Source organism: Streptomyces sp. NPDC020489, from assembly GCF_044386545.1.
Lineage (GTDB): Bacteria > Actinomycetota > Actinomycetes > Streptomycetales > Streptomycetaceae > Streptomyces.
Map to the genome: position 1 here is coordinate 309,710 of NZ_JBIRUZ010000009.1, position 19,988 is coordinate 329,697.

Below are 19,988 nucleotides of genomic sequence, written 5' to 3' on the forward strand. Positions count from 1 at the left end.
ACTCCCCGTGCACCCGTTCACGGGGCCGCTGTACCCAAAAGGAAAGGCACTTTTCGTGCGTAACACCGCAAAGCTCACCACCGCCGTCCTCGCCGCCGGAGCCCTCACCCTCGGCCTCACCGCCTGCGGCTCGGAGGACTCCGGCAGCGCCGCCGCCGACACCAGCGGGCCGCTGGTCGTCGCCGCGAGCCCCGTCCCGCACGCCGAGATCCTCACCTACGTCAAGGACCACCTGGCGAAGAAGGCCGGACTCGACCTGGAGGTCAAGGAGTTCACGGACTACGTCACGCCGAACACGGCGACCGAGGACGGCTCGGTGTTCGCCAACTACTTCCAGAACCAGCCGTACCTCGACGACTTCAACAAGAAGAACGGCACCCACATCGTGCCCGTCGTGACGGTCCACCTGGAGCCGCTCGGCCTCTACTCGCACAAGGTGAAGAGCGCCGACGCGCTCAAGAGCGGTGCCACCATCGCCGTCCCCAACGACAGCGTCAACGAGGCCCGCGCCCTCAAGCTGCTCGACGCCAACGGGATCATCACGCTCAAGGACGGCGTGGGCAACGACGCGACCCCCGCCGACATCACCAAGAACCCCAAGAAGCTCCAGTTCAAGGAGTTGGAGGCGGCCCAGACCCCGCGCTCCCTGGACGACGTCGACGCCGCGGTCATCAACGGCAACTACGCCATCGAGGCCGACCTGAAGCCCGCCGACGACGCGCTCGTACTGGAGTCCGCCAAGGACAACCCGTACGGCAACTTCCTCGCGGTCAAGGACGGGAACGAGGACGACCCGCGGGTGAAGAAGCTCGCGAAGCTCCTCACCTCCGCCGAGGTCAAGAAGTTCATCGAGGACAAGTACGCCGGCTCCGTCATCGCCTCGTTCTGACCCGTATCGCCACGCACAGGGTCCACTCGCTCACCCCGGGTGGGCCCTGTAGTGCAGTTGAGTGCTTTCATGCTGCATGCTGGGCAGTTCAGCACGACGTGAAGGTTTCCGAAGGTTACGGAGCGGCGCATGGCAAGCACCTTCCCCAACATCTCCATCAGCACGGAGCGGTTGGTGCTGCGCCCCCTCGACGAGGACGACCTCCCCGCGCTGACCGAGATGATGAACGACGAGCAGATCGTGGCCTGGACGGACGTCCCGCACCCCTTCACCCGGGACGCCGCCCGCAGTTGGATCAGCGCCCACGCGTCCGCCGAACGCGAGACCGGCCGCGGACTCGACCTCGCCGTCACCGAGTTCCTCACCCAGCGCCTGGTGGGCGTCGTCCAACTCACCAGGACCGACTGGCACATCCGCTCCACCGAGCTGTCGTACATCATCGCCCCCTGGGCCCGCGGCGAGGGCTACGCCTCCGAGGCCGCGCTCGCCACCGCCCAATGGCTGTTCACCGACCAGAAGTTCGAGCGCGTGGAACTGCGCACGGCGGCCGACAACACCGCCTCCCAGCAGGTCGCCCAGAAGATCGGCTGCATCAGCGAGGGCGTCCTGCGCAACGCCTGCATAGCGCGGGTCCGCACCGACGACGGCACCTGGGTCGACGTCCGCACCGACTTCATCGTCTGGAGCCTGCTGCCCGAGGACGTGGAGAGCGCGGGGGAGCAGCTGAGCGACTCCGACGGCTTCACGTCCTACGGCGACTGGAACTGAACCGGAGCGCCCACGACGCCGCTGCCGTGTTCGCGGGGTCGACCAGGTACGCTCACGAAGCCCGCCCCTGACGACCTGCGCGAACCCTCTGGAGACTGACGAAGATGGCCGACCGGGTCACGGTGATCGGCTGGGACGGCTCGCCGCTGACCGACGCGGCACGCGCCGCGCTCGGCGCCGCCACGCTGGTGGCGGGCGCCGCCCACCACCTGGCACTGCCCGAGGTGCCCCCCGCCGCCGAACGCGTCCGCCTCGGCAGCGTCTCGCTGGCCGCCCGCCGGATCGCGGGCCACCGCGGCACCGCGGTCGTCCTCGCCGACGGCGATCCCGGGTTCTTCGGCGTCGTACGGACCCTGCGCGCCCCCGACTTCGGCCTGGAGGTCGAGGTCGTCCCCGCCGTCTCCTCGGTCGCCGCCGCCTTCGCCCGCGCCGGCATGCCCTGGGACGACGCCCAGGTGGTCGTCGCCCACCGGCGCACCCTGCGCCGCGCGGTCAACGTGTGCCGCGCCCACACCAAGGTCGCCGTCCTCACCTCACCCGGCGCGGGCCCCGCCGAACTCGGTCTGCTCCTCGAAGGCGTCCACCGCACCTTCGTCATCTGCGAGGAACTCGGCACCGAACGCGAACAGGTCACGATCCTCACCTCCGACAAGGCCGCCGACCACACCTGGCGCGACCCGAACGTCGTCATCGTCATCGGCGGTCCGGTCGGCCCCACCGGCGACGGCGGCTGGATCACCGGCCGCGAACCGGCGGCCGGACCCCGCGGCTGGACCCTGCCCGCCGAGGCCTACGACGGTCCGCTGGGCGAGGGCGAGTCCGACCTGCTCCGCGCGGCCCAACTCGCCCGTCTCGGGCCCCGCGTCGGGGACCTGGTGTGGGACATCGGCTGCGGCGGCGGAGCCTTCGCCGTCGAGGCCGCCCGGGCGGGTGCCGCCGTCCTCGCCGTCGACCGGGACCTCATCGCCTGCGGCCGCACCGACGCCGCCGCCCGCCGGCTCGGCGTCCAGCTCCAGATCGTGCGCGGCACCGCCCCGCACGTCCTGGAGAACCTCCCCGAGCCGGACGTCGTCCGCGTCGGCGGCGGGGGAGCCGCCGTCGTCTCCGCGGTCGCCGACCGCCGCCCGCAGCGCATCGTCGCCCACGCCATGACCCGCGACGAGGCCGAACTCGTCGGCCGGGACCTGACCGAGCACGGCTACCGCGTGGAGTGCGCCCTCATCCAGTCCGTCGAACTCGACACGCGGGCCTGGACGGAGACGGAGCGGAGCGTCGCGTTCCTGCTCAGCGGGGTCCTCCCGGACCGCACGAGCTGACCTCGTCCACCGTCCCGGTGATCCTGTTGTCGTACCGCGCGCGGTAGGCTGGCCGACTGTTGTACCGCTTGTACCGCTCCGGGTGGTCCGGCCATTCGTTCGTCAATGTCCGGAAAACCCGCCCGTTTTGGGGTGGGTGTGGTACGGCAGAGCCGGGGGCCGCGCAACGTGGCGCAGTCCACAGCGTGCTGTCGCGGATCAACCTGTCGCGACGGGGGAACGGCCGGGACAATGCCAGTTAATGGCTTTGTCGTCTTTCTCGGCGGGCCGTTCGTGCCGCTGGGCACGCACGCTCGTTCTTCACTGCGGGGCGGTCGGTGCGCCGTTCCCGGTGAGCTGGTCGTAGAAGCACTAACCGATGGGCGAGGGGTACGCATGACCGACACCGGCCAGGTCCCGGGCGAGGGACTGCCGGAGAACGCAGGCATGGTGGAGCAGCCGGGCGTTCCCGCGCACGGTGCGTACACCTACCTCTCCGAGACCACCGCCGAGGACGAAGACCTGTTGCTGCTGCCGGGCGCCCAGGGCGCGTGGGGCAACGAGGTCGCCCCGCCGGCGCCCGAGCCGGTCGTGGAGACCGTGCACGAACCGGGACCGCACGAGACGGCCGGCCGCGACAGCGGCGCGCACGACCTCAGTGCCGTACGCACGCCCGGACCGGCGCCGACGCTGCCGATCCCGCCCATCACCCCGCGCCGGCCCCTGCACCTCGGTCCGCCCATCCCCGACGCCTCCGCCAGCCCCGTCCGCTCTCTCGCCGACCGCGGCCCCGCGGGGGCACCGGCCCGCCAGCCGGTTCCGTCCACCGCCGAGTACCTCGACGTCCAGCAGCCCCTGCGCGAGATGGCCCCGCAGGGTGCCGCCCCCTGGGGCGCCCCGGCCCAGGCGGGCACCATGGCCCCGCCTGCCGAAACGGTTGTCCCGCTGCCGGACCAGGGCTCCGAGCCGACGGGCGCGGCCCAGGCCGCCATTGACCGCCTCGCGCCCCAGGAGGCCAGGCACGCCGAGCAGACGGCGGGTGCGGACGGTCACGCGTCGCTGCCCGAGGAGGGCGCCGGGTCCGATGCGGCCGTCGATGACATGGCGCAGACCGGTGACTCCACCGCGAGCGCGGAAGACCCGCAGGCGGCCACCCCGGTCGCGGCGGAGACCGGGGACACCCCTGTCGCCGCGCACCTGCCCGACACCGAGCCGCTCGTGGCGGAGGCTGCCGCGGGGGTTCCGGAGGGTGCCGAGCCCGCGCCGGAGGCCCACGAGGGCGAGGCCGTCGTACTGGCCCCGGAAGGCGGGGAGTTCCCCGGGACCGGAGTGCCGGGCGAGGCGGAGCCGATCGACATCGCCGGCCAGGCGGCAGGGCCCGAGGCGGTCGAGGCGGTCGGTGACGCCGGCCAGGACGCCATGGGTACGGCCGTTCCGGAGGCCGGGCAGATGCCGGGCGCCGAGGGTGACGTGGCGCCGGGTGCTGTGAACGGTGTCGAGCACGTCCAGATGCCGGGGGCCATGCCGGGCGCCGAGGCTGTTCAGACGCCGGGTGCCGTCCCGGGTGCCGTGGACGGTGTCGAGGACCTCCCGTCGCCGGACGCCCTGCCCGGTGCCGAGGCCGCCCAGGTGCCGGTCGCGGTGGACCCCGCGGTTGCCGCTGCGGCGCCTGGTGCCCTGGATCCTGCCGCTGGGGTGCCTGGTGCAGTGGACGGTGTCGAGGCCGCGCCGATGCCGGCCGTCGCCGATCCCTCCGTCGCCCCCGCCGCGCCCGGTGCCGTGGACCCCGCCGCCGCCGAACTGCCCGTCTCCGTCGAGGCCCCTGACACCGCTCAGGCCCCCGACGCCCTGGCGGTGCCGGATGGCGCCGAGGTCCCCGTCACCATGCACGCGACCGACGCACCTCAGCCCCCGAACGCCGTACCGGTGCCCGGCGAGCAGCCCCTGCCCCCGAACGCCGTACAGGTACCCGGCGCCGAGCACCCCTCGCCCGCCGAGCCTCTCCCCACCCCTGAGGCGTACGTCGCTGCCGAAGAGCCCGAGGCCGCCGAGCCCCACCCCACCCCGGCACCGGAGACCCCCGCGACCGAAGTCGCCGAGCCCCAGCCCGTACCCGTACCGGCGCCGGAGTCCCTCGACCCGCAGTCCGCCCCGCAGGCGGTACCCCTGGTCGCCGCGCCGGAGACGGCCGTAACGGACACCGCACCGACCCCCCAGGCCGCCGGTCCCGACCCCGCGCCGACTCAGCAGACGGCCCCTCCCGTGGCCCCCGTGGCCCTCACGGTCCTCGCGGCCGAGCCCGCGCAGGCCCCCGAAGCCGTAGCCGAGCCCGCTCCCGAAGCCGTACCCGAGCCTGCTCCCGCCCCTGAGGCCGCCGCCCCCGCCCCCGACCCCGTTCCCGCCCCCGAAGCCGTCCAGCCGCCCCCGGGCGCGTCCGAAGTCACCATCCCCGCCCCGGAGATCCTCGAAGTGCCGTCCCCCGAGTCCACCGACGCGGAGCAGCCGCCGCAGCCCGCGGACGGCGTGGCCGCCGTGGCGCAGCCGGAGTCGCCCGCCGCCGTCGCGGAGCAGGTCGAACCGCAGGGCGGCGTTCCCGCGGACGCCGAGGCGCAGGCCGAGCCGTCGGCGCTCATCGACGCGGCCGCCGGTCCCGCGCCCATGACCGCCGTCCCCCCGGCCGCCCAGGCCCCCGTTCCCGCCCCCTCGCTCCTCGCCCAACCGGCGGGCCCCCAGGTCCTGTTCGTGGACCAGGACCAGGCCCAGGGCCAGGACCACGGCCTGTCGGTCGCGGAGGTCCCGCAGCCGGTGGGGCAGTTCGTCCCGGTCGAGGGCTCGGTCCCGACGACCCCGCACCTCGCGCCGACCCCGCCGCAGGCGCTGGTCCTCCCGGCCGAGGAGCAGCCCGGCGTCCCCGCGCCGCGTGACGGTGACCCCGAACTCGTCCAGCACGCCGACGACCTGGACACCCGGGACGCCGATCAGGAAGAGAGCACGGCCGCCGTGGAAGAAGCACGCCCCTCCAACGGTCCGGCCGCGCCCGCCTATGACGACGCCGAGCGCGAGGCCGTCCTCAAGGTCATGCGCGAGCGCCGCGACATCCGCAACGGCTTCCGCAGCGACCCCATCCCGCACGAGGTGCTGCTCCGGGTCCTGGAGGCCGCCCACACCGCGCCCTCCGTCGGCCACTCGCAGCCCTGGGACTTCGTCGTCATCCGCTCCGCCGAGACGCGCGCCGCGATGCAGGACCTCGCCCAGCGTCAGCGCGAGGCGTACGCCAGGTCGCTGCCCAAGGGCCGGGCCAAGCAGTTCAAGGAACTGAAGATCGAGGCCATCCTCGAGACCCCGGTGAACATCGTCGTCACCGCCGACCCCACCCGCGGCGGCCGCCACACCCTCGGCCGGCACACCCAGCCGCAGATGGCGCCGTACTCCGCCGCGCTCGCCGTGGAGAACCTCTGGCTCGCCGCCCGCGCCGAGGGCCTCGGCGTCGGCTGGGTCAGCTTCTTCGACGAGCGCGAGATGGTCCGCGCGCTCGGCCTGCCCGAGCACCTCGAAGTCATCGCCTACCTGTGCGTCGGGTACGTCGACGAGTTCCCGGACGAGCCCGAGCTGATGCAGGCGGGCTGGTCCAAGCGCCGCCCGCTGTCGTGGGTCGTGCACGAGGAGACGTACGGCCGCCGCGCCCTGCCCGGTGAGGAGCCGCACGACCTGCTCGCGGAGACCGTCTCCCAGATCCGCCCGCTGGACGCCAAGGCGCTCGGCGAGGCCTGGGAACGGCAGAAGCGGATGACCAAGCCGGCCGGCGCGCTCGGCATGCTGGAGATCATCTCCGCCCAGCTCTCGGGGCTGTCCCGGCAGTGCCCGCCGCCCATCCCGGAGCCCGCAGCCGTCGCGATCTTCGCCGGTGACCACGGCGTCCACGCCCAGGGCGTCACCCCCTGGCCGCAGGAGGTGACGGCCCAGATGGTCGCCAACTTCCTCGGCGGCGGCGCGGTCTGCAACGCCTTCGCCGGCCAGGTGGGCGCCGAGGTGTGCGTGGTGGACGTCGGCGTCGCCGCGGACCTCCCCGCCACCCCCGGCCTGCTGCCCCGCAAGGTCCGCGCGGGCACCTCCGACATGACCACCGGCCCCGCGATGACCCGCGAGGAGGCCAAGCAGGCCATCGAGGTCGGCATCGAGACCGCCCGCGACCTGGTGGCGGCCGGCAACAAGGCCCTGCTGACGGGCGAGATGGGCATCGCCAACACGACGGCGTCCGCCGCGCTCATCTCCGTCTTCACGGACACCGACCCCGCCGAGGTCACCGGCCGCGGCACCGGCATCAACGACGAGACCCTCGCCCGCAAGACCGAGGTCGTCCGCCGTGCCCTCGAGGTCCACCAGCCGGACCCGGCCGACCCCATCGGCGTGCTCGCCGCGATCGGCGGCTTCGAGCACGCCGCCATGGTCGGCCTCCTGCTGGGCGGCGCCTCGCTGCGCACCCCGGTGATCCTCGACGGCGTCAGCGCCGGCGCCGCCGCCCTGGTCGCCCGTGCCATCGCGCCCGAGGTCCTCGCGGCCTGCATCGCCGGTCACCGCAGCGCCGAGCCCGGTCATGTGGCCGCCCTGAACAAGCTCGGCCTGCGCCCCCTGGTCGACCTCGACCTCCGCCTCGGCGAGGGCACCGGCGCCCTGCTCGCCCTGCCGCTGGTGCAGAGCACCGCACGGGCGATGCACGAGGTCGCGACGTTCGACTCGGCGGGCGTCACCGAGAAGTAGACGGCCGGCACGGGGGTGGGGAGGGCGTCCGTCGCGCCTGCCCCACCCCCGCCGTACGCTGAATCCGCAGCTTAAGATCCGCACGTCAGGGCAGCTCCAGAGCCGTAGCGCCCATCGCATCGCCTGTCCGAGGAGCCGCACCCTCATGGCCCAGAACCCCGCCTACCCCGTAGGCCTCCGCCTCACCGGCCGCAAGGTCGTCGTCCTCGGCGGCGGCCAGGTCGCCCAGCGCCGCCTCCCGGCACTGATCGCCGCGGGCGCGGACATCCTCCTCGTGTCCCCCGAGGCGACCCCCTCGGTCGAGGCGATGGCGGACGCGGGGGAGATCACCTGGGAGAGGCGGCCGTACGCCGAGGGCGACCTCGCCGACGCCTGGTACGCCCTCATCGCCACCAGCGACACCGACGCGAACCACGCGGCCTCCGCGGAGGCCGAGGCGCACCGCGTCTGGTGCGTCCGCTCCGACGACGCCGACCAGGCGACCGCCTGGACCCCGGCCACCGGCCACAGCGAGGGCGTCACGGTCGCCGTCCTCACCACGGACGCCAAGGGCCGCGACCCCCGCCACACCGCCGCCATCCGCGACGCGGTCGTCGAGGGCCTGCGCGACGGCACCCTGGTCGCGCCCCACCATCGCACCCGCACCGCGGGCGTCGCCCTCGTCGGCGGGGGCCCCGGTGACCCGGACCTCATCACGGTCCGCGGCCGCCGCCTGCTCGCCGAGGCCGATGTCGTCATCGCGGACCGTCTCGGCCCGCGCGACCTGCTCGCCGAGCTCCCGCCGCACGTCGAGGTGATCGACGCGGCGAAGATCCCGTACGGCCGTTTCATGGCCCAGGAGGCCATCAACAACGCGCTCATCGAGCACGCCAAGCAGGGCAAGTCGGTCGTACGCCTCAAGGGCGGCGACCCCTATGTCTTCGGCCGGGGCATGGAGGAACTGCACGCCCTCGCCGAGGCCGGCATCCCGTGCACCGTGGTCCCGGGCATCTCCAGTTCGATCTCGGTCCCGGGCGCGGCCGGCATCCCGGTCACCCACCGCGGTGTCGCCCACGAGTTCACGGTGGTCAGCGGCCATGTCGCCCCCGACGACGAGCGGTCCCTCGTCGACTGGGCGTCCCTCGCGAAGCTGACCGGCACCCTGGTCGTCCTCATGGGCGTCGACAAGATCGGCAAGATCGCCGAGACCCTCGTGGCGCACGGCAAGTCCCCGGACACCCCGGTCGCGCTCGTCCAGGAGGGCACCACGGCCGCCCAGCGCCGCGTGGACGCCACCCTGGCCACGGTCGCCGAGACGGTCGTCGCCGAGGAGGTCAAGCCGCCGGCCGTCATCGTCATCGGCGAGGTCGTGAACGCGGGCACCAGGAGCGGGGAGTAACCCCGGGTAACCCAAGTCGTCCCCAGCCGTTGGCACCGCACCGAGAGCAAGGCAGTATCACCCTGTGGCCGATCTCATCACCGTCGAGGATCCCGACGACCCGCGCCTGCGCGACTACACAGGCCTGACCGACGTCGAACTGCGCCGCAGACGAGAACCCGCCGAGGGCCTGTTCATCGCGGAGGGGGAGAAGGTCATCCGGCGGGCCAAGGAGGCCGGCTACGAGATGCGGTCGATGCTGCTGTCGGCGAAGTGGGTCGACGTCATGCGCGACGTCATCGACGAACTCCCGGCTCCGGTCTACGCCGTCAGCCCGGACCTCGCCGAGCGGGTGACGGGCTACCACGTCCACCGCGGCGCGCTCGCCTCCATGCAGCGCAAACCGCTCCCCACCGCCACCGACCTCCTCCAGACCACGCGCCGGGTGGTCGTCATGGAGTCGGTCAACGACCACACCAACATCGGCGCGATCTTCCGCTCGGCGGCGGCCCTCGGCATGGACGCGGTCCTGCTCTCCCCGGACTGCGCCGACCCGCTGTACCGCCGCAGCGTCAAGGTCTCCATGGGCGCGGTCTTCTCCGTCCCCTACGCCCGCCTCGACACCTGGCCCAAGAGCCTGGACTCGGTCCGCGAGGCCGGCTTCACCCTCCTCGCCCTCACCCCGGACGAGAAGGCCAGGACCCTCGACGAGGCCGCCCCGCACAAGATGGACCGGGTCGCACTGATGCTCGGCGCGGAGGGCGACGGCCTCTCCACCCAGGCCCTGGTCGCCGCCGACGAATGGGTCCGCATCCCGATGGCCCACGGTGTCGACTCCCTCAACGTGGGTGCGGCCGCCGCCGTCGCCTTCTACGCGGTCGCCACGGGTCGCCCCGAGCTCTAGCTCACGCCCCGATCCTCAGGGCGTGGAGTTCTCCGACAGCGTCCTGCCGACGCTCGGAGACCTCAGCGGGCCGAGTCGAACGTCGCCTCGAACCGCTGCTTCATCAGCGGCCCGTCGTCCGCGGGCGTCACACGGACCTGCTCATGCCGTACGACCTCACGATCGTCGTCGAGCCCCCGGGCCGGCCCCTGACACCCCTGGGCCGCGGCGATACCGAGCGCCACCAGCAGCGTCACCACCACGAACACGAACAGCCGCTGCCGCAGCAGCCGCGGATTGGCGGGCCGACGCCCCGTCCCCGTGGTCCGCGGCCCTGGCCGGCCGGCCCCGCTGCGCGGCGCGGGACGGTTCCCGGAACGCGTGGAGTTGCGCGAGGCGGGCGTGGGCCGCGCCCCGTTCCGGGAGGCCCCGGTGCCGCCCCGGGAAGCGGTCCCGCCGCGCGACGACTGCGAGGGCCCGCGCGGAGCGGAACCCCGGGGCGGGGGAGTGCGCTGGGTGGGCCCCGGCGCCTGGCCCTGCGGACGCCGCTGCGCACGCTGCTGCTCCGGATAGCTCTCGGCGAGCCGCCCACTGGGCCGGTCACCGTCACCCGCACGCGGCGCGGGCGGCCGTACGTCCGCGATCCCCTGCGCCTCGCGCGCGGCGATCTCCTTGAGCCGCAACGACAGTTGGAGCGTGCTGGGCCGCTCCTCGGGGTCCTTGGCGAGACAGGCGCGCACCAGCGGAGCCAGCGCGTCCGGCACCCCGTTGAGCTGCGCCTCCTCGTGCACCACGCGGTACAGCATCACCTCGGAACTGCCGTGCCCGAAGGGGGAGTCGCCCGTGGAGGCGTACGCCAGGGTCGCCCCCAGCGAGAACACGTCCGTGGCCGGGGTGACGGCGGCGCCGCGCACCTGCTCGGGCGCGAGGAAGCCGGGCGAGCCGACGGCCGTCCCCACATGGGTGAGGGTGGAGGCGCCGGTCGCCCAGGCGATGCCGAAGTCGATGATCCGCGGCCCCTTGGGGGACAGCAGGATGTTGGACGGCTTGAGATCCCGGTGCACGACCCCCGCCTCGTGCACCGCGACGAGCCCCTCCGACAGGGCGGCCCCGATGGCGGCGACCTCGGCCGCGCCCAGGCAACCCTCGTCGGCGACCTTGTCGTGCAGGGAGGGCCCGGGCACGTACTGCGTGGCGAACCACGGCCGCTCGGCGTCCAGGTCGGCCGCGACCAGCCGCGCCGTACAACCGCCCCTGATCCGCCGGGCCGCCGAGACCTCACGCGCGAACCGCGAACGGAACTCCTGGTCCTCCGCCAGATCGGGCCGGATCACCTTGAGCGCGACCCGCTGCCCCTTCTTGTCGGAGCCCAGGTAGACGACGCCCATCCCGCCCGCGCCGAGCCGTCTGTGAAGCCTGAACGAGCCGACGACGCGCGGGTCCTCGCGCCTCAGGCGCATCATCGCCATGTTCATCCCCGCTGCCCGGTCCGTCTGACGAGCCACAGCTTACGTTTCCACGGCCGCCCGCGCGCAGAGGCCGCGCCCTCTCGTCCCGACGGATTGTCAGTGCCGGGTGGGAGAATTGAGGGGTGGTCAGGGAGCGTGCGAGCAGGGCGGCTTCGTCGCAGCTGTGATCCCAACCACCCGTCACAGAAGGGGGATTGAACCCGTGAAGGGTGATCGCGTGGAGATAGTCGTGGACGCAGGTGACACGACGCGCACGTACGAGGTGGTGGCGAGCAGGGCGGGCCGCCGAGTGGAGACGGCGGTACGCCGAGGTGTCGTGGAAGTGAGCGAAGTCACCCGGAGCGGCACGGTGGTCCGTACGGCCCGCTTCATGGCCAACCGGGTCCTGGCGCTGGTCGAGCAGCCGGTGCCGCGCGAGGACGCCTCGGAGAAAGCGGGACAGTCCGGGCAGCCCCTCCGGGAAGACCCCAAGAGCTAGGCCCTCGTCTCCACCCAGGGGAGTAGGCCGCAGGTCACGGCTCATCCTCCGGGAGGCCCGCCAATCGGTACGAGGGCATGACGTCCGGCAGACCCCGGGCGCCTAGATTTGAGGTCAAGCGGCGGGTGCAGCACTCGTCCCCCGAGGTCAGACACCCGCCGCTGTCAACGACAACGGAACGGTCAGGAGAGGGACCATGGCCCACACGGCACCGCGGACGCTGATCCGCACCCAGGAGCGCAAGCCCCGCCGTCAGGGCCGCCGCCACCCCTTGGTGGCGACCATCATGGCCCTCCCCCTGGCGGCCCTGCTCCTCCTCGTCTTCGACGGCTGGGAGACAGTGGCCACACAAGCGTCGTCCGTGGGCGTGATGCTGGGGCGCTGAGCGGCGACCCCAGGCCCGGAAGAGCGGTCCGGGCGGGGACATCCACCCATGAAACCCCGTGGGGACGGGGGTGCGGCGGACGGCACAGATGCCGGCGCAGCTGGGGAGCTGCGCCGGCATTGCTGTGCCCACACCCGCGCGAAGCCCCCACTCCGAGGGCTTGCCGTCCGGACCCCTCACCCACCCGGAGGCGGCGCTGCCTCTCGAGGCCGGTCCCGCTCTTCCAGCCCGTCCGGCGTTTGAGGACGAGGGCTTGCAGTCCGGTGCCCCCACCCACCCGGAGGGACTCCGCCTCCCGATGCCGGTCCCGCTCTTCCAGCCCGTCCGGCGTTTGAGGACGAGGCCCTTTCGGGGCCGACGGGGGTCTGGGGGCGGAGCCCCCGGGGCCGGGGTCGAAGGGGCGGCGCCCCTGGAGGACGGGACGGGTAGGGGCGGCGGGGGCGAAATCACCCCGAGCCCAGCCACAACACCGAGCACCTGACAGCCGAGTCTCCCCGTACCCTCACGACCAGACAGCGCACCACCCCCCAGGGAGCCCCGTGACCACCACCCCCTTGCTCGCCGAGCTCACCGCCCGAGTCAAGGCCAGGGCCCACCCCCACCCCCACCCCACCCCCTGCCCCTGCGGAGCAACACGCGTTCTCGCCGACCGCCCCGACGCCACCGTCGTCCGCCACGCCGACACCGTCGCCAAGGCCCACGCCCCGGACACACCCCCCACCGAGCTGGCCGCCCGCCTCACCACGGCGACCACCCTCCCCGACGTCCTCCTCGCCCCCCTCACCCCGACGCCGGTCACCCTGCACGGCCGCCTGGTCACCTTCTGGCCCTACGGCACCCCCGTGGACCCGGACGCCCCGGACACGGCCCCCTGGGAGGAAGCCGCGACCCTCCTCGCCCACCTCCACCGCACCCCCACCCCACCCGGCACACCCCTCATGCGCGGCCCCGCCAAGGCGGCCCAGTCCATCGCCCGCCTCCGCACCACACCCGCCGCCCCCGAACCCCTCGTACGCCCCGTCCTCGACGCCTGGTCCGCCCTCCCCGCCTGGGCCCGCGCCGAGGCCCCCATGCCGGACGCCACCACCCTCTGCCACGGCGACCTGCACCTCGGCCAGCTGGTCCGCCACCCCGCCCCGGACGGCCCCTGGCGCCTGATCGACGTGGACGACCTGGGACGCGGCGTACCCGCCTGGGACCTCGCCCGCCCCGCCGCCTGGTACGCCTGCGGCCTCCTCCACCCCGACGAGTGGACCCGCTTCCTCGACGCCTACCGCGCGGCAGGCGGCCCGGCCGTCCCCGCGGACGGCGACCCCTGGCCCGCCCTGGACGTCCCGGCCCGCGCCCTCACCGTCCAGACCGCCGCCCGCGCCCTCACCAAGGCCGTCCTGGCAGGTCGCCCCCTGGACGAGGTCGAGCAGCTGCTCGTCGACGCCTGCGCCCGAATGGGTTCGGCCCCGCCCGAGTTGACCCGGACCAACGCGAAGTAGGGTGCAACCGACCGGAGCCGGACAGAGTCTGTCCTGGCGTAACGCGAAGCAGGACCAACCGGCGAGGAGTTGAGCCGACGATGCAGTGTCCGAAGTGTCACGCGCCCATGCACACGTACAACCGCAACGGTGTCCAGATCGAGCAGTGCAGCGGCTGCCGAGGGATCTTCCTCGACTACGGCGAGCTGGAGGCGCTGACCCGTCTGGAGTCCCAGTGGACCCAGCCCGCCCCGCCGCCCCCGGCCGCCCCGCAGGCCTACCCGGCGGCGCCCGCGGCCCCCATGGCCCCCGCCTGGGGCGCCCCGCAGCACGGCGGTCACGGCGGCCACTACGGCCACAAGCGGCACAAGAGCTTCGGCCACATGCTGTTCTCCAGCTGACAGCCGGCAGACACGAAGAAGCCCCCGGCCGCAGGGCCGGGGGCTTCGGTGTGTGGACGATACTGGGATTGAACCAGTGACCTCTTCCGTGTCAGGGAAGCGCTCTCCCGCTGAGCTAATCGTCCAGGTCAGCCACCCCGTGAGAGGGGCTGCGTGCGCGATACTGGGATTGAACCAGTGACCTCTTCCGTGTCAGGGAAGCGCTCTCCCGCTGAGCTAATCGCGCGGGTCGGATCATCGAGGATCCAGTGGACGATACTGGGATTGAACCAGTGACCTCTTCCGTGTCAGGGAAGCGCTCTCCCGCTGAGCTAATCGTCCTTGGAGGTGGAGACGGGATTTGAACCCGTGTAGACGGCTTTGCAGGCCGTTGCCTCGCCTCTCGGCCACTCCACCAGGAGTGCGGGGTCCGGGAAGATCCCCTTGCTCTTTCGAGCGAACGACGAGGTTCGAACTCGCGACCTCAACCTTGGCAAGGTTGCGCTCTACCAACTGAGCTACGTTCGCCTGTCTTTCCGATCCGCTTGCGCGTCCCGGCGACGTGTTGAACTCTAGCGGATTCCCGGGCCAGTACAAAAACGCGTTTGTGCAGCGTGCTGCGCCGCACGAACGCCGGCACCTGGTCAGGGGCCCCGGAGGGACATGACCAGGTCACCTGTCGGACACCCGCCCTAGACTCGACGCGTGCCCGACCTGCCTCCCCTCGCCCGTTTCGGCGAGCGCCTCGCCACCGGCCTCCTCGATGTCACCAGCGACCCCGCCGCTCTGGACTCCAGCGGTTTCTGGGCGGTCTGCGCCGACTTCGAGGGCCGTCTGACCTGCGCCCGCTTCCGTGACGTACGACACGCGCCGGTGCCCGCGCCGGTGCCGGGGGGATGGCACGGCCCGGCGGCCGGCGACTGGACCTCCTCCCTCGACCGCGCCGGATACACGGCCGGCGTCCGCCGCATCCGGGAGCACATCGCGGCCGGCGAGGTCTACCAGGCCAACCTCTGCCGCGTCCTGACCGCGCCCGTCCCGCCCGACGCCGACGTGGACGCGCTGACCGCCCTGCTGGCCCGCGGCAACCCGGCACCGTACGCAGGAACGATCCGGCTGCCGGAGCACGGTGTGGAGATAGCCACCGCCTCCCCCGAGCTGTTCCTGCGGCGCGACGGCCGGATCGTCGAGTCCGGGCCGATCAAGGGCACCGGGCGCACCGAGGCGGACCTCCTGGAGAAGGACTACGCCGAGAACGTCATGATCGTGGACCTGGTCCGCAACGACATCGGCCGCGTGTGCGCCACCGGCAGCGTCGGCGTCCCCGACCTGTGCGCCGTGGAGAAGCACCCGGGCCTCGTCCACCTCGTCTCCACGGTCCGCGGCGAGCTGCGCGACGGCGCGGGCTGGCCCGAGCTGCTCGACGCGGCCTTCCCGCCCGGCTCCGTCACCGGCGCCCCCAAGTCCAGCGCCCTGCGGATCATCGACGCCCTGGAGACCGCGCCCCGCGGCCCGTACTGCGGCGGCATCGGCTGGGTCGACGCCGATCGCGGGACCGGTGAGCTGGCCGTCGGCATCCGCACCTTCTGGATCGACCGCGCCGACGGCGTGCTGCGGTTCGGCACCGGCGCCGGCATCACCTGGGGTTCGGACCCGGAGGGGGAGTGGCGGGAGACCGAGCTGAAGGCGGCCCGGCTGCTCGCGGTAGCGTCGGGGACGTACGAGGTGAGTGGGGGACCCTGACGTACCGTGCCGGTCCGGGGCTTCCGGTCCGGCCGCGGTCGGGACCCGGTAGAGACATGCGAGGTAGGACCAGTGAAGGTTTGGCTCGACGGCGGGCTCCAGGACATCGAGTCCGCCCGTGTCTCCGTCCTCGACCACGGGCTGACCGTGGGCGACGGCATCTTCGAGACGGTGAAGGCGGTGCACGGCGAACCCTTCGCGCTCACCCGGCACCTCGACCGGCTGACCCGCTCCGCCCGCGGCCTCGGACTGCCCGACCCCGACCTCGACGAGGCCCGCCGCGGCTGTGCGGCCGTCCTCGACGCGAACCCGATGGCGCTCGGCCGGCTCCGCATCACCTACACCGGCGGTCGCGGCCCCCTCGGCTCCGACCGCGGCGAGCACGGTCCGACCCTCGTCATCGCCCTCGGCGAGACCACCCGCCGCCCCGACACCACGGCCGTGATCACCGTCCCCTGGACGCGCAACGAGCGCGGCGCCCTCGCGGGCCTGAAGACCACCTCGTACGCCGAGAACGTCGTGGCGCTCGCCCGGGCCCGTGAGCACGGCGCGTCCGAGGCGCTGTTCGCCAACACGGTCGGACAGCTCTGCGAGGGCACCGGGTCGAACGTCTTCGTCGTCCTGGACGGCGAGCTCCACACCCCGCCGGTCGCCTCCGGGTGCCTGGCGGGCATCACGCGCGCGTTGGTCGTCGAATGGACCGGCGCCAAGGAGACCGACCTGCCGCTGGACGTGCTGGAGCGGGCCGACGAGGTCTTCCTGACCTCCACACTGCGGGACGTGCAGGCGGTGCACCGCGTCGACGACCGCGAACTGCCGGGCGCCCCCGGCCCGGTGACGGCGAAGGCCATGCGGATCTTCGACGAGCGGGCCGGGAACGACCTCGATCCGTGAGATCCGTGCGGCGCCGCCGGAAAACGGGCTGACGCACGCGCGCGTGGCGGGTAGAACACCCTTGATGACCACGACCCTGCGGCCGACCGAGCCGCTCCAGCACCACGCCGACGGCACGCGTTCACGCCACTACCAGGTGTGCGTGAACAGCCGCCCGGTCGGCGCGGTCCACCTCGGCACGTCGCCCGCCTTCGGCGACTCGGTGGCCCGCGTCCACGACCTGCGCATCGAGGAACCCGACCGCAGGCGCGGCCGGGGCACGGTGGCCGCGCTCGCCGCCGAGGAGGTCGCGCGGAGCTGGAGCTGCCGGCTGATCGAGATCACCGTGCCCGCGGACGCCGAGGCGGGCCTGCGGCTCGTCCGGGCCCTCGGCTACGTCCTACGCAACCGCGGCATGGTGAAGCGACTGGGCGAGACCCCGCCCGAACTCCCCGCCGGCAGCCGGGCCCGCCCCATGACGCAGGACGAGTTCGACACCTGGCTGGCGCACGAGTCGGAGGAATACACCCGTACGTGGATCGAGCGAGGCGTCCCCGAGGCCGAGGCACGCGCCAAGTCGCAGCGCGACCACGAGACGCTCCTCGGCGACGGGCTGGCCACCGAGGACGTGTGGTTCAGCGTCCTGGAGCACGAGGGCACGCGCGTGGGCACCCTCTGGCTCGCCCTGCGCGACGGCAAGCCCTTCATCTTCGACGTGGAGATCGAGGACGCCCACCGCGGCCGGGGGCACGGCCGCACCCTCATGCTCGTGGCGGAGGCCCAGGCCCACGCCGTCGGCGGACGTACCCTGGGCCTCAACGTGTTCGCGGGCAACACCCCGGCCGAGCGGCTGTACGAGTCACTCGGCTACGAGACGACGCAGTACGCCTTCCACAAACCCCTGTTGTAGCTGTGACGGCTCAGACGCCCGGCGCTTCCAGCAGCCGGTCCACGATCTCCTCGATGCGTTCGCGCAGGCCTTCCTGGCTCTTGCCGCCGTCGAGGCGCTCACCGTCGACGACATAGGTCGGCGTGCCGGTCACGCCGATCGCCTTGCCCTCGGCCTGGTCGGCGTCGACGATCAGGATGTGCCGGCCGTCGATCAGCGCCGTGTCGAACTCCTCGGCGTCCAGCCCCAGTTCACCGGCGACCTCGACGAGGAGGGGCTCGCCCGCGCGGTCCAGCTCCTCGACCCGGTCCAGGACCGCCTCGACGTACTCCCAGCCCTTGCCCTGCTCCGCGGCCTCCTCGGCGGCCTGCGCGGCGGCGAAGGCGTGCTTGTGCTTGTCCAGCGGGAAGTGCCGCAGCCGCAGCTCCAGCCGGTCGCCGTAGCGGGCCCGCAGAGCCCGGACGTCGTCCAGCGCGGTCCGGCAGTCCGGGCACTGGAGCTCGCACCAGACGTCGAGCACGGGGACGACGGGGTGCGCGGGGGAGGAGTCGTTCATGGCCCCAGTCTCCCAGCCGGGCGCCGGACGACCCAATCGACCCCGTGCCCTCGTCGACCCCGCCCGCACCCCGTACCGGCACCTCGGGAGGAGCCGACCCGGAGATGTCCCTGATGTCGGGCCGGAGCATGGCCCCGCGGGGCGGGGGCGGTGCAGGATGGAAGGGACGTACCGCCCGAGCGAGCCCTGCCTGGAGGACCGGATGATTGCCGAGACCGTCTGTTCCGCCGTCGCCGCGGCAGGCCTGGGCATCGCCGCGGTCACCGCGTACCGCAAGCGCTTCCTGACCGCCGCCCGCCTCGCCGCGTACTCCCTGGTGCCGCTGGGGCTGGTGATGACCGGAGTCGTCGACTGGCTGGCGGACACCGCGTTCAGCCCGACGGCCTGGGCCGGCTTCGGTGTGCTCGGCGCCTCCTGGCTGCTCCTCGTGGGCGTCCGCGCGGTGGAACGGCGGCGCGGCGGCACCCGCAAGGAGCGCAGGGCGGCCCGGTCCGCCCAGGCGGCGGCGGTGGCCCCGGCGGCCTCGGCGCCCTCCCTGGGCGAGCCCTCGCGCCCGGCGGCCCGCCCCGCGGCGGCACCGCGCACCGGCGCCGCGGACGACTTCAGCGACATCGAGGCGATCCTGAAGAAGCACGGCATATGACGGACGCGGGCGCACTGAAACGACACAGTCGGTCAGCAGTCGCACCGAGGTGGTCCACCACCTGATCCGCCCGTCACGGGATCCGGCGAACTACCCCTTCGTCCGGGCGTGTTGGTCATCCGGGGGGTGCGGACTGCGTCATCATCGCCCGCGAGATGCTGGACACGACACAGAGCGACGCCGCGCCACCTCAGGACGAGCCGCGCGGGTGCCTTTTCGCCCTTTCCCAGCCACCGCTGATGATCTTCCTTGCGGTGATCGGGTGTCTGCTGCTCATGGCTGCGCTGCACGATCTGCTGCTGCTCTGAGCCGTTCCCGCGGTGCCCGGCGTCACCCGCCGGGTACCGCGTCATCATCGGGCCGGGCCGTCAGCCGGCCGCTTCCTTGCGGCGCGCCCGGTAGGCGGCCACATGCAGCCGGTTCCCGCAGGTGCGGCTGTCGCAGTAGCGTCGCGAGCGGTTGCGGGAGAGGTCGACGAAGGCGCGCCGGCAGTCGGGGGCCTCGCAGCGCCGCAGCCGCTCCTGCTCCCCGGCGACCACGAAGAAGGCCAGTGCCATCCCGCAGTCCGCCGCGAGATGGTCGGCGACGGAGGCACCGGGCGCGAAGTAGTGCACATGCCAGTCGTAGCCGTCGTGGTCGGTGAGCCGGGGCGTGGTGCCGGCCGCGGCCACCAGCTCGTTGATCAGGACGGCGGCGGCCCTGGCGTCCGGCGCCGAGAAGATCGCCGCGAACCGTCCGCGGATCTTGCGCACCGCCGAGAGGTCGAACTCGGACAGCACGCCGACGTCGCTGATCTCGTGCCGGTCCACGAACTCGGCGAGAGTTGCCACGTCCGTCAGCGCGTCCGGGGTCGTGGCGTCCTCCGGGGCGGTGTTCACCAGATCCACCACGGCGTCGAGGGCACACCGCATGTCGTGGGTGATCAGCACGTTTCGCTCCCTGGCCTGGGGGTCGGGCGGGCGCCCGCCGATGCTGGCCGATGGTAATGGCTCCACGGGCGCCCGTACCGGCCGCGGCCCTCGCGAATCGGCCGGAACCGGGTACGCCCACCGGCGTGGGGGCCCGGGGGCGCCCGCGGGGGGGCGCGGGGGGGGGCGGGGTGGGGGGGGGGGTTGGGGGCGGCGGCGCCCCCCCCCGGCCCGGCCCCGGCGGG

At 73.3% G+C, this 19,988-nt stretch carries 18 protein-coding genes and 5 tRNA genes; 15 read left to right on the top strand and 8 right to left on the bottom strand.

Annotated elements, in window-relative coordinates:
- The first annotated feature begins 55 nt into the window (after window positions 1–55).
- The 6 genes from ACH41F_RS25420 (at window position 56) to ACH41F_RS25445 (ending at window position 9,971) form a co-directional block, all read left to right on the top strand.
- Window positions 56–889, top strand: a complete 834-nt coding sequence (locus tag ACH41F_RS25420) for a MetQ/NlpA family ABC transporter substrate-binding protein (protein ID WP_391242168.1) — start codon at window positions 56–58, stop codon at window positions 887–889.
- A gap of 129 nt (window positions 890–1,018) precedes the next feature.
- Window positions 1,019–1,657, top strand: a complete 639-nt coding sequence (locus tag ACH41F_RS25425) for a GNAT family N-acetyltransferase (RefSeq protein WP_391242171.1) — start codon at window positions 1,019–1,021, stop codon at window positions 1,655–1,657.
- 104 nt (window positions 1,658–1,761) lie between these two features.
- The gene (gene cbiE, locus ACH41F_RS25430; RefSeq protein WP_391242174.1) at window positions 1,762–2,973 is read left to right on the top strand and encodes a precorrin-6y C5,15-methyltransferase (decarboxylating) subunit CbiE; all 1,212 of its coding nucleotides are present in this window, start codon (window positions 1,762–1,764) and stop codon (window positions 2,971–2,973) included.
- Window positions 2,974–3,348: 375 nt separating this feature from the next.
- Window positions 3,349–7,710 (top strand): nicotinate-nucleotide--dimethylbenzimidazole phosphoribosyltransferase, encoded by a 4,362-nt coding sequence (gene cobT / locus ACH41F_RS25435; protein ID WP_398837664.1) that lies wholly within the window; start codon window positions 3,349–3,351, stop codon window positions 7,708–7,710.
- A gap of 145 nt (window positions 7,711–7,855) precedes the next feature.
- The gene (gene cobA / locus ACH41F_RS25440; RefSeq protein ID WP_391242180.1) at window positions 7,856–9,088 is read left to right on the top strand and encodes a uroporphyrinogen-III C-methyltransferase; all 1,233 of its coding nucleotides are present in this window, start codon (window positions 7,856–7,858) and stop codon (window positions 9,086–9,088) included.
- Between the two features lie 64 nt (window positions 9,089–9,152).
- The gene (locus ACH41F_RS25445; protein ID WP_391242183.1) at window positions 9,153–9,971 is read left to right on the top strand and encodes a TrmH family RNA methyltransferase; all 819 of its coding nucleotides are present in this window, start codon (window positions 9,153–9,155) and stop codon (window positions 9,969–9,971) included.
- Between the two features lie 62 nt (window positions 9,972–10,033).
- Here the strand turns inward: ACH41F_RS25445 and ACH41F_RS25450 are convergent, their stop codons facing one another.
- Complete coding sequence (locus ACH41F_RS25450) at window positions 10,034–11,425, bottom strand: protein kinase (protein ID WP_391242231.1); 1,392 nt, start codon at window positions 11,423–11,425, stop codon at window positions 10,034–10,036.
- A 196-nt stretch (window positions 11,426–11,621) separates the two neighbouring features.
- Here ACH41F_RS25450 and ACH41F_RS25455 point away from each other — a divergent pair, with 196 nt between their 5' ends.
- From ACH41F_RS25455 to ACH41F_RS25470, 4 genes are all read left to right on the top strand, one after another.
- Window positions 11,622–11,897: a hypothetical protein gene (locus tag ACH41F_RS25455; RefSeq protein ID WP_391242186.1), complete on the top strand. Its 276-nt coding sequence runs from the start codon at window positions 11,622–11,624 to the stop codon at window positions 11,895–11,897.
- A gap of 196 nt (window positions 11,898–12,093) precedes the next feature.
- Window positions 12,094–12,282, top strand: a complete 189-nt coding sequence (locus ACH41F_RS25460) for a hypothetical protein (RefSeq protein ID WP_391242189.1) — start codon at window positions 12,094–12,096, stop codon at window positions 12,280–12,282.
- A 539-nt stretch (window positions 12,283–12,821) separates the two neighbouring features.
- Window positions 12,822–13,772, top strand: a complete 951-nt coding sequence (locus ACH41F_RS25465; RefSeq protein ID WP_391242191.1) for a phosphotransferase — start codon at window positions 12,822–12,824, stop codon at window positions 13,770–13,772.
- A gap of 80 nt (window positions 13,773–13,852) precedes the next feature.
- A complete protein-coding gene (locus ACH41F_RS25470) occupies window positions 13,853–14,152 on the top strand; it encodes a zf-TFIIB domain-containing protein (RefSeq protein WP_391242194.1) in 300 nt (99 codons plus the stop codon).
- 53 nt (window positions 14,153–14,205) lie between these two features.
- On the opposite strand, the gene ACH41F_RS25475 is transcribed toward ACH41F_RS25470, so the two are convergent.
- From ACH41F_RS25475 to ACH41F_RS25495, 5 genes are all read right to left on the bottom strand, one after another.
- Window positions 14,206–14,277 (bottom strand) — tRNA-Val (locus tag ACH41F_RS25475).
- A 29-nt stretch (window positions 14,278–14,306) separates the two neighbouring features.
- Window positions 14,307–14,378, bottom strand: a tRNA-Val gene (locus ACH41F_RS25480).
- Between the two features lie 23 nt (window positions 14,379–14,401).
- A tRNA-Val gene (locus tag ACH41F_RS25485) sits at window positions 14,402–14,473 on the bottom strand.
- A 1-nt stretch (window position 14,474) separates the two neighbouring features.
- A tRNA-Cys gene (locus ACH41F_RS25490) sits at window positions 14,475–14,548 on the bottom strand.
- Between the two features lie 38 nt (window positions 14,549–14,586).
- Window positions 14,587–14,659, bottom strand: a tRNA-Gly gene (locus ACH41F_RS25495).
- Window positions 14,660–14,836: 177 nt separating this feature from the next.
- Here ACH41F_RS25495 and ACH41F_RS25500 point away from each other — a divergent pair.
- The 3 genes from ACH41F_RS25500 (at window position 14,837) to ACH41F_RS25510 (ending at window position 17,657) form a co-directional block, all read left to right on the top strand.
- Window positions 14,837–15,874 carry a chorismate-binding protein gene (locus tag ACH41F_RS25500; protein ID WP_391242197.1) on the top strand — a complete coding sequence of 346 codons (1,038 nt, stop codon included), beginning with the start codon at window positions 14,837–14,839 and terminating at the stop codon, window positions 15,872–15,874.
- A gap of 72 nt (window positions 15,875–15,946) precedes the next feature.
- Window positions 15,947–16,768, top strand: a complete 822-nt coding sequence (locus tag ACH41F_RS25505) for an aminotransferase class IV (protein ID WP_391242200.1) — start codon at window positions 15,947–15,949, stop codon at window positions 16,766–16,768.
- A gap of 64 nt (window positions 16,769–16,832) precedes the next feature.
- Window positions 16,833–17,657 carry a GNAT family N-acetyltransferase gene (locus tag ACH41F_RS25510; protein WP_398837668.1) on the top strand — a complete coding sequence of 275 codons (825 nt, stop codon included), beginning with the start codon at window positions 16,833–16,835 and terminating at the stop codon, window positions 17,655–17,657.
- 10 nt (window positions 17,658–17,667) lie between these two features.
- Here the strand turns inward: ACH41F_RS25510 and ACH41F_RS25515 are convergent, their stop codons facing one another.
- A complete protein-coding gene (locus ACH41F_RS25515; RefSeq protein WP_391242206.1) occupies window positions 17,668–18,192 on the bottom strand; it encodes a DsbA family protein in 525 nt (174 codons plus the stop codon).
- A 202-nt stretch (window positions 18,193–18,394) separates the two neighbouring features.
- On the opposite strand from ACH41F_RS25515, the gene ACH41F_RS25520 reads away from it, so the two are divergent.
- The gene (locus tag ACH41F_RS25520; RefSeq protein ID WP_391242209.1) at window positions 18,395–18,835 is read left to right on the top strand and encodes a hypothetical protein; all 441 of its coding nucleotides are present in this window, start codon (window positions 18,395–18,397) and stop codon (window positions 18,833–18,835) included.
- A gap of 155 nt (window positions 18,836–18,990) precedes the next feature.
- Window positions 18,991–19,143 (top strand): hypothetical protein, encoded by a 153-nt coding sequence (locus ACH41F_RS25525; RefSeq protein ID WP_020138043.1) that lies wholly within the window; start codon window positions 18,991–18,993, stop codon window positions 19,141–19,143.
- A gap of 60 nt (window positions 19,144–19,203) precedes the next feature.
- On the opposite strand, the gene ACH41F_RS25530 is transcribed toward ACH41F_RS25525, so the two are convergent.
- On the bottom strand, window positions 19,204–19,764 hold the full coding sequence (locus ACH41F_RS25530; protein ID WP_391242213.1) for a CGNR zinc finger domain-containing protein: 561 nt from the start codon (window positions 19,762–19,764) through the stop codon (window positions 19,204–19,206).
- Window positions 19,765–19,988 lie beyond the last annotated feature (224 nt).

What these genes read in the sequence shown, in the direction of transcription:
- ACH41F_RS25515 (WP_391242206.1), bottom strand. Translation starts at nt 18,192, where the DNA reads ATGAACGACTCCTCCCCCGCGCACCCCGTCGTCCCCGTGCTCGACGTC.
- cobA (WP_391242180.1), top strand. Translation starts at nt 7,856, where the DNA reads ATGGCCCAGAACCCCGCCTACCCCGTAGGCCTCCGCCTCACCGGCCGC.
- cobT (WP_398837664.1), top strand. Translation starts at nt 3,349, where the DNA reads ATGACCGACACCGGCCAGGTCCCGGGCGAGGGACTGCCGGAGAACGCA.
- ACH41F_RS25460 (WP_391242189.1), top strand. Translation starts at nt 12,094, where the DNA reads ATGGCCCACACGGCACCGCGGACGCTGATCCGCACCCAGGAGCGCAAG.
- ACH41F_RS25520 (WP_391242209.1), top strand. Translation starts at nt 18,395, where the DNA reads ATGATTGCCGAGACCGTCTGTTCCGCCGTCGCCGCGGCAGGCCTGGGC.
- ACH41F_RS25525 (WP_020138043.1), top strand. Translation starts at nt 18,991, where the DNA reads ATGCTGGACACGACACAGAGCGACGCCGCGCCACCTCAGGACGAGCCG.
- ACH41F_RS25450 (WP_391242231.1), bottom strand. Translation starts at nt 11,425, where the DNA reads ATGAACATGGCGATGATGCGCCTGAGGCGCGAGGACCCGCGCGTCGTC.
- ACH41F_RS25425 (WP_391242171.1), top strand. Translation starts at nt 1,019, where the DNA reads ATGGCAAGCACCTTCCCCAACATCTCCATCAGCACGGAGCGGTTGGTG.
- ACH41F_RS25470 (WP_391242194.1), top strand. Translation starts at nt 13,853, where the DNA reads ATGCAGTGTCCGAAGTGTCACGCGCCCATGCACACGTACAACCGCAAC.
- cbiE (WP_391242174.1), top strand. Translation starts at nt 1,762, where the DNA reads ATGGCCGACCGGGTCACGGTGATCGGCTGGGACGGCTCGCCGCTGACC.
- ACH41F_RS25510 (WP_398837668.1), top strand. Translation starts at nt 16,833, where the DNA reads ATGACCACGACCCTGCGGCCGACCGAGCCGCTCCAGCACCACGCCGAC.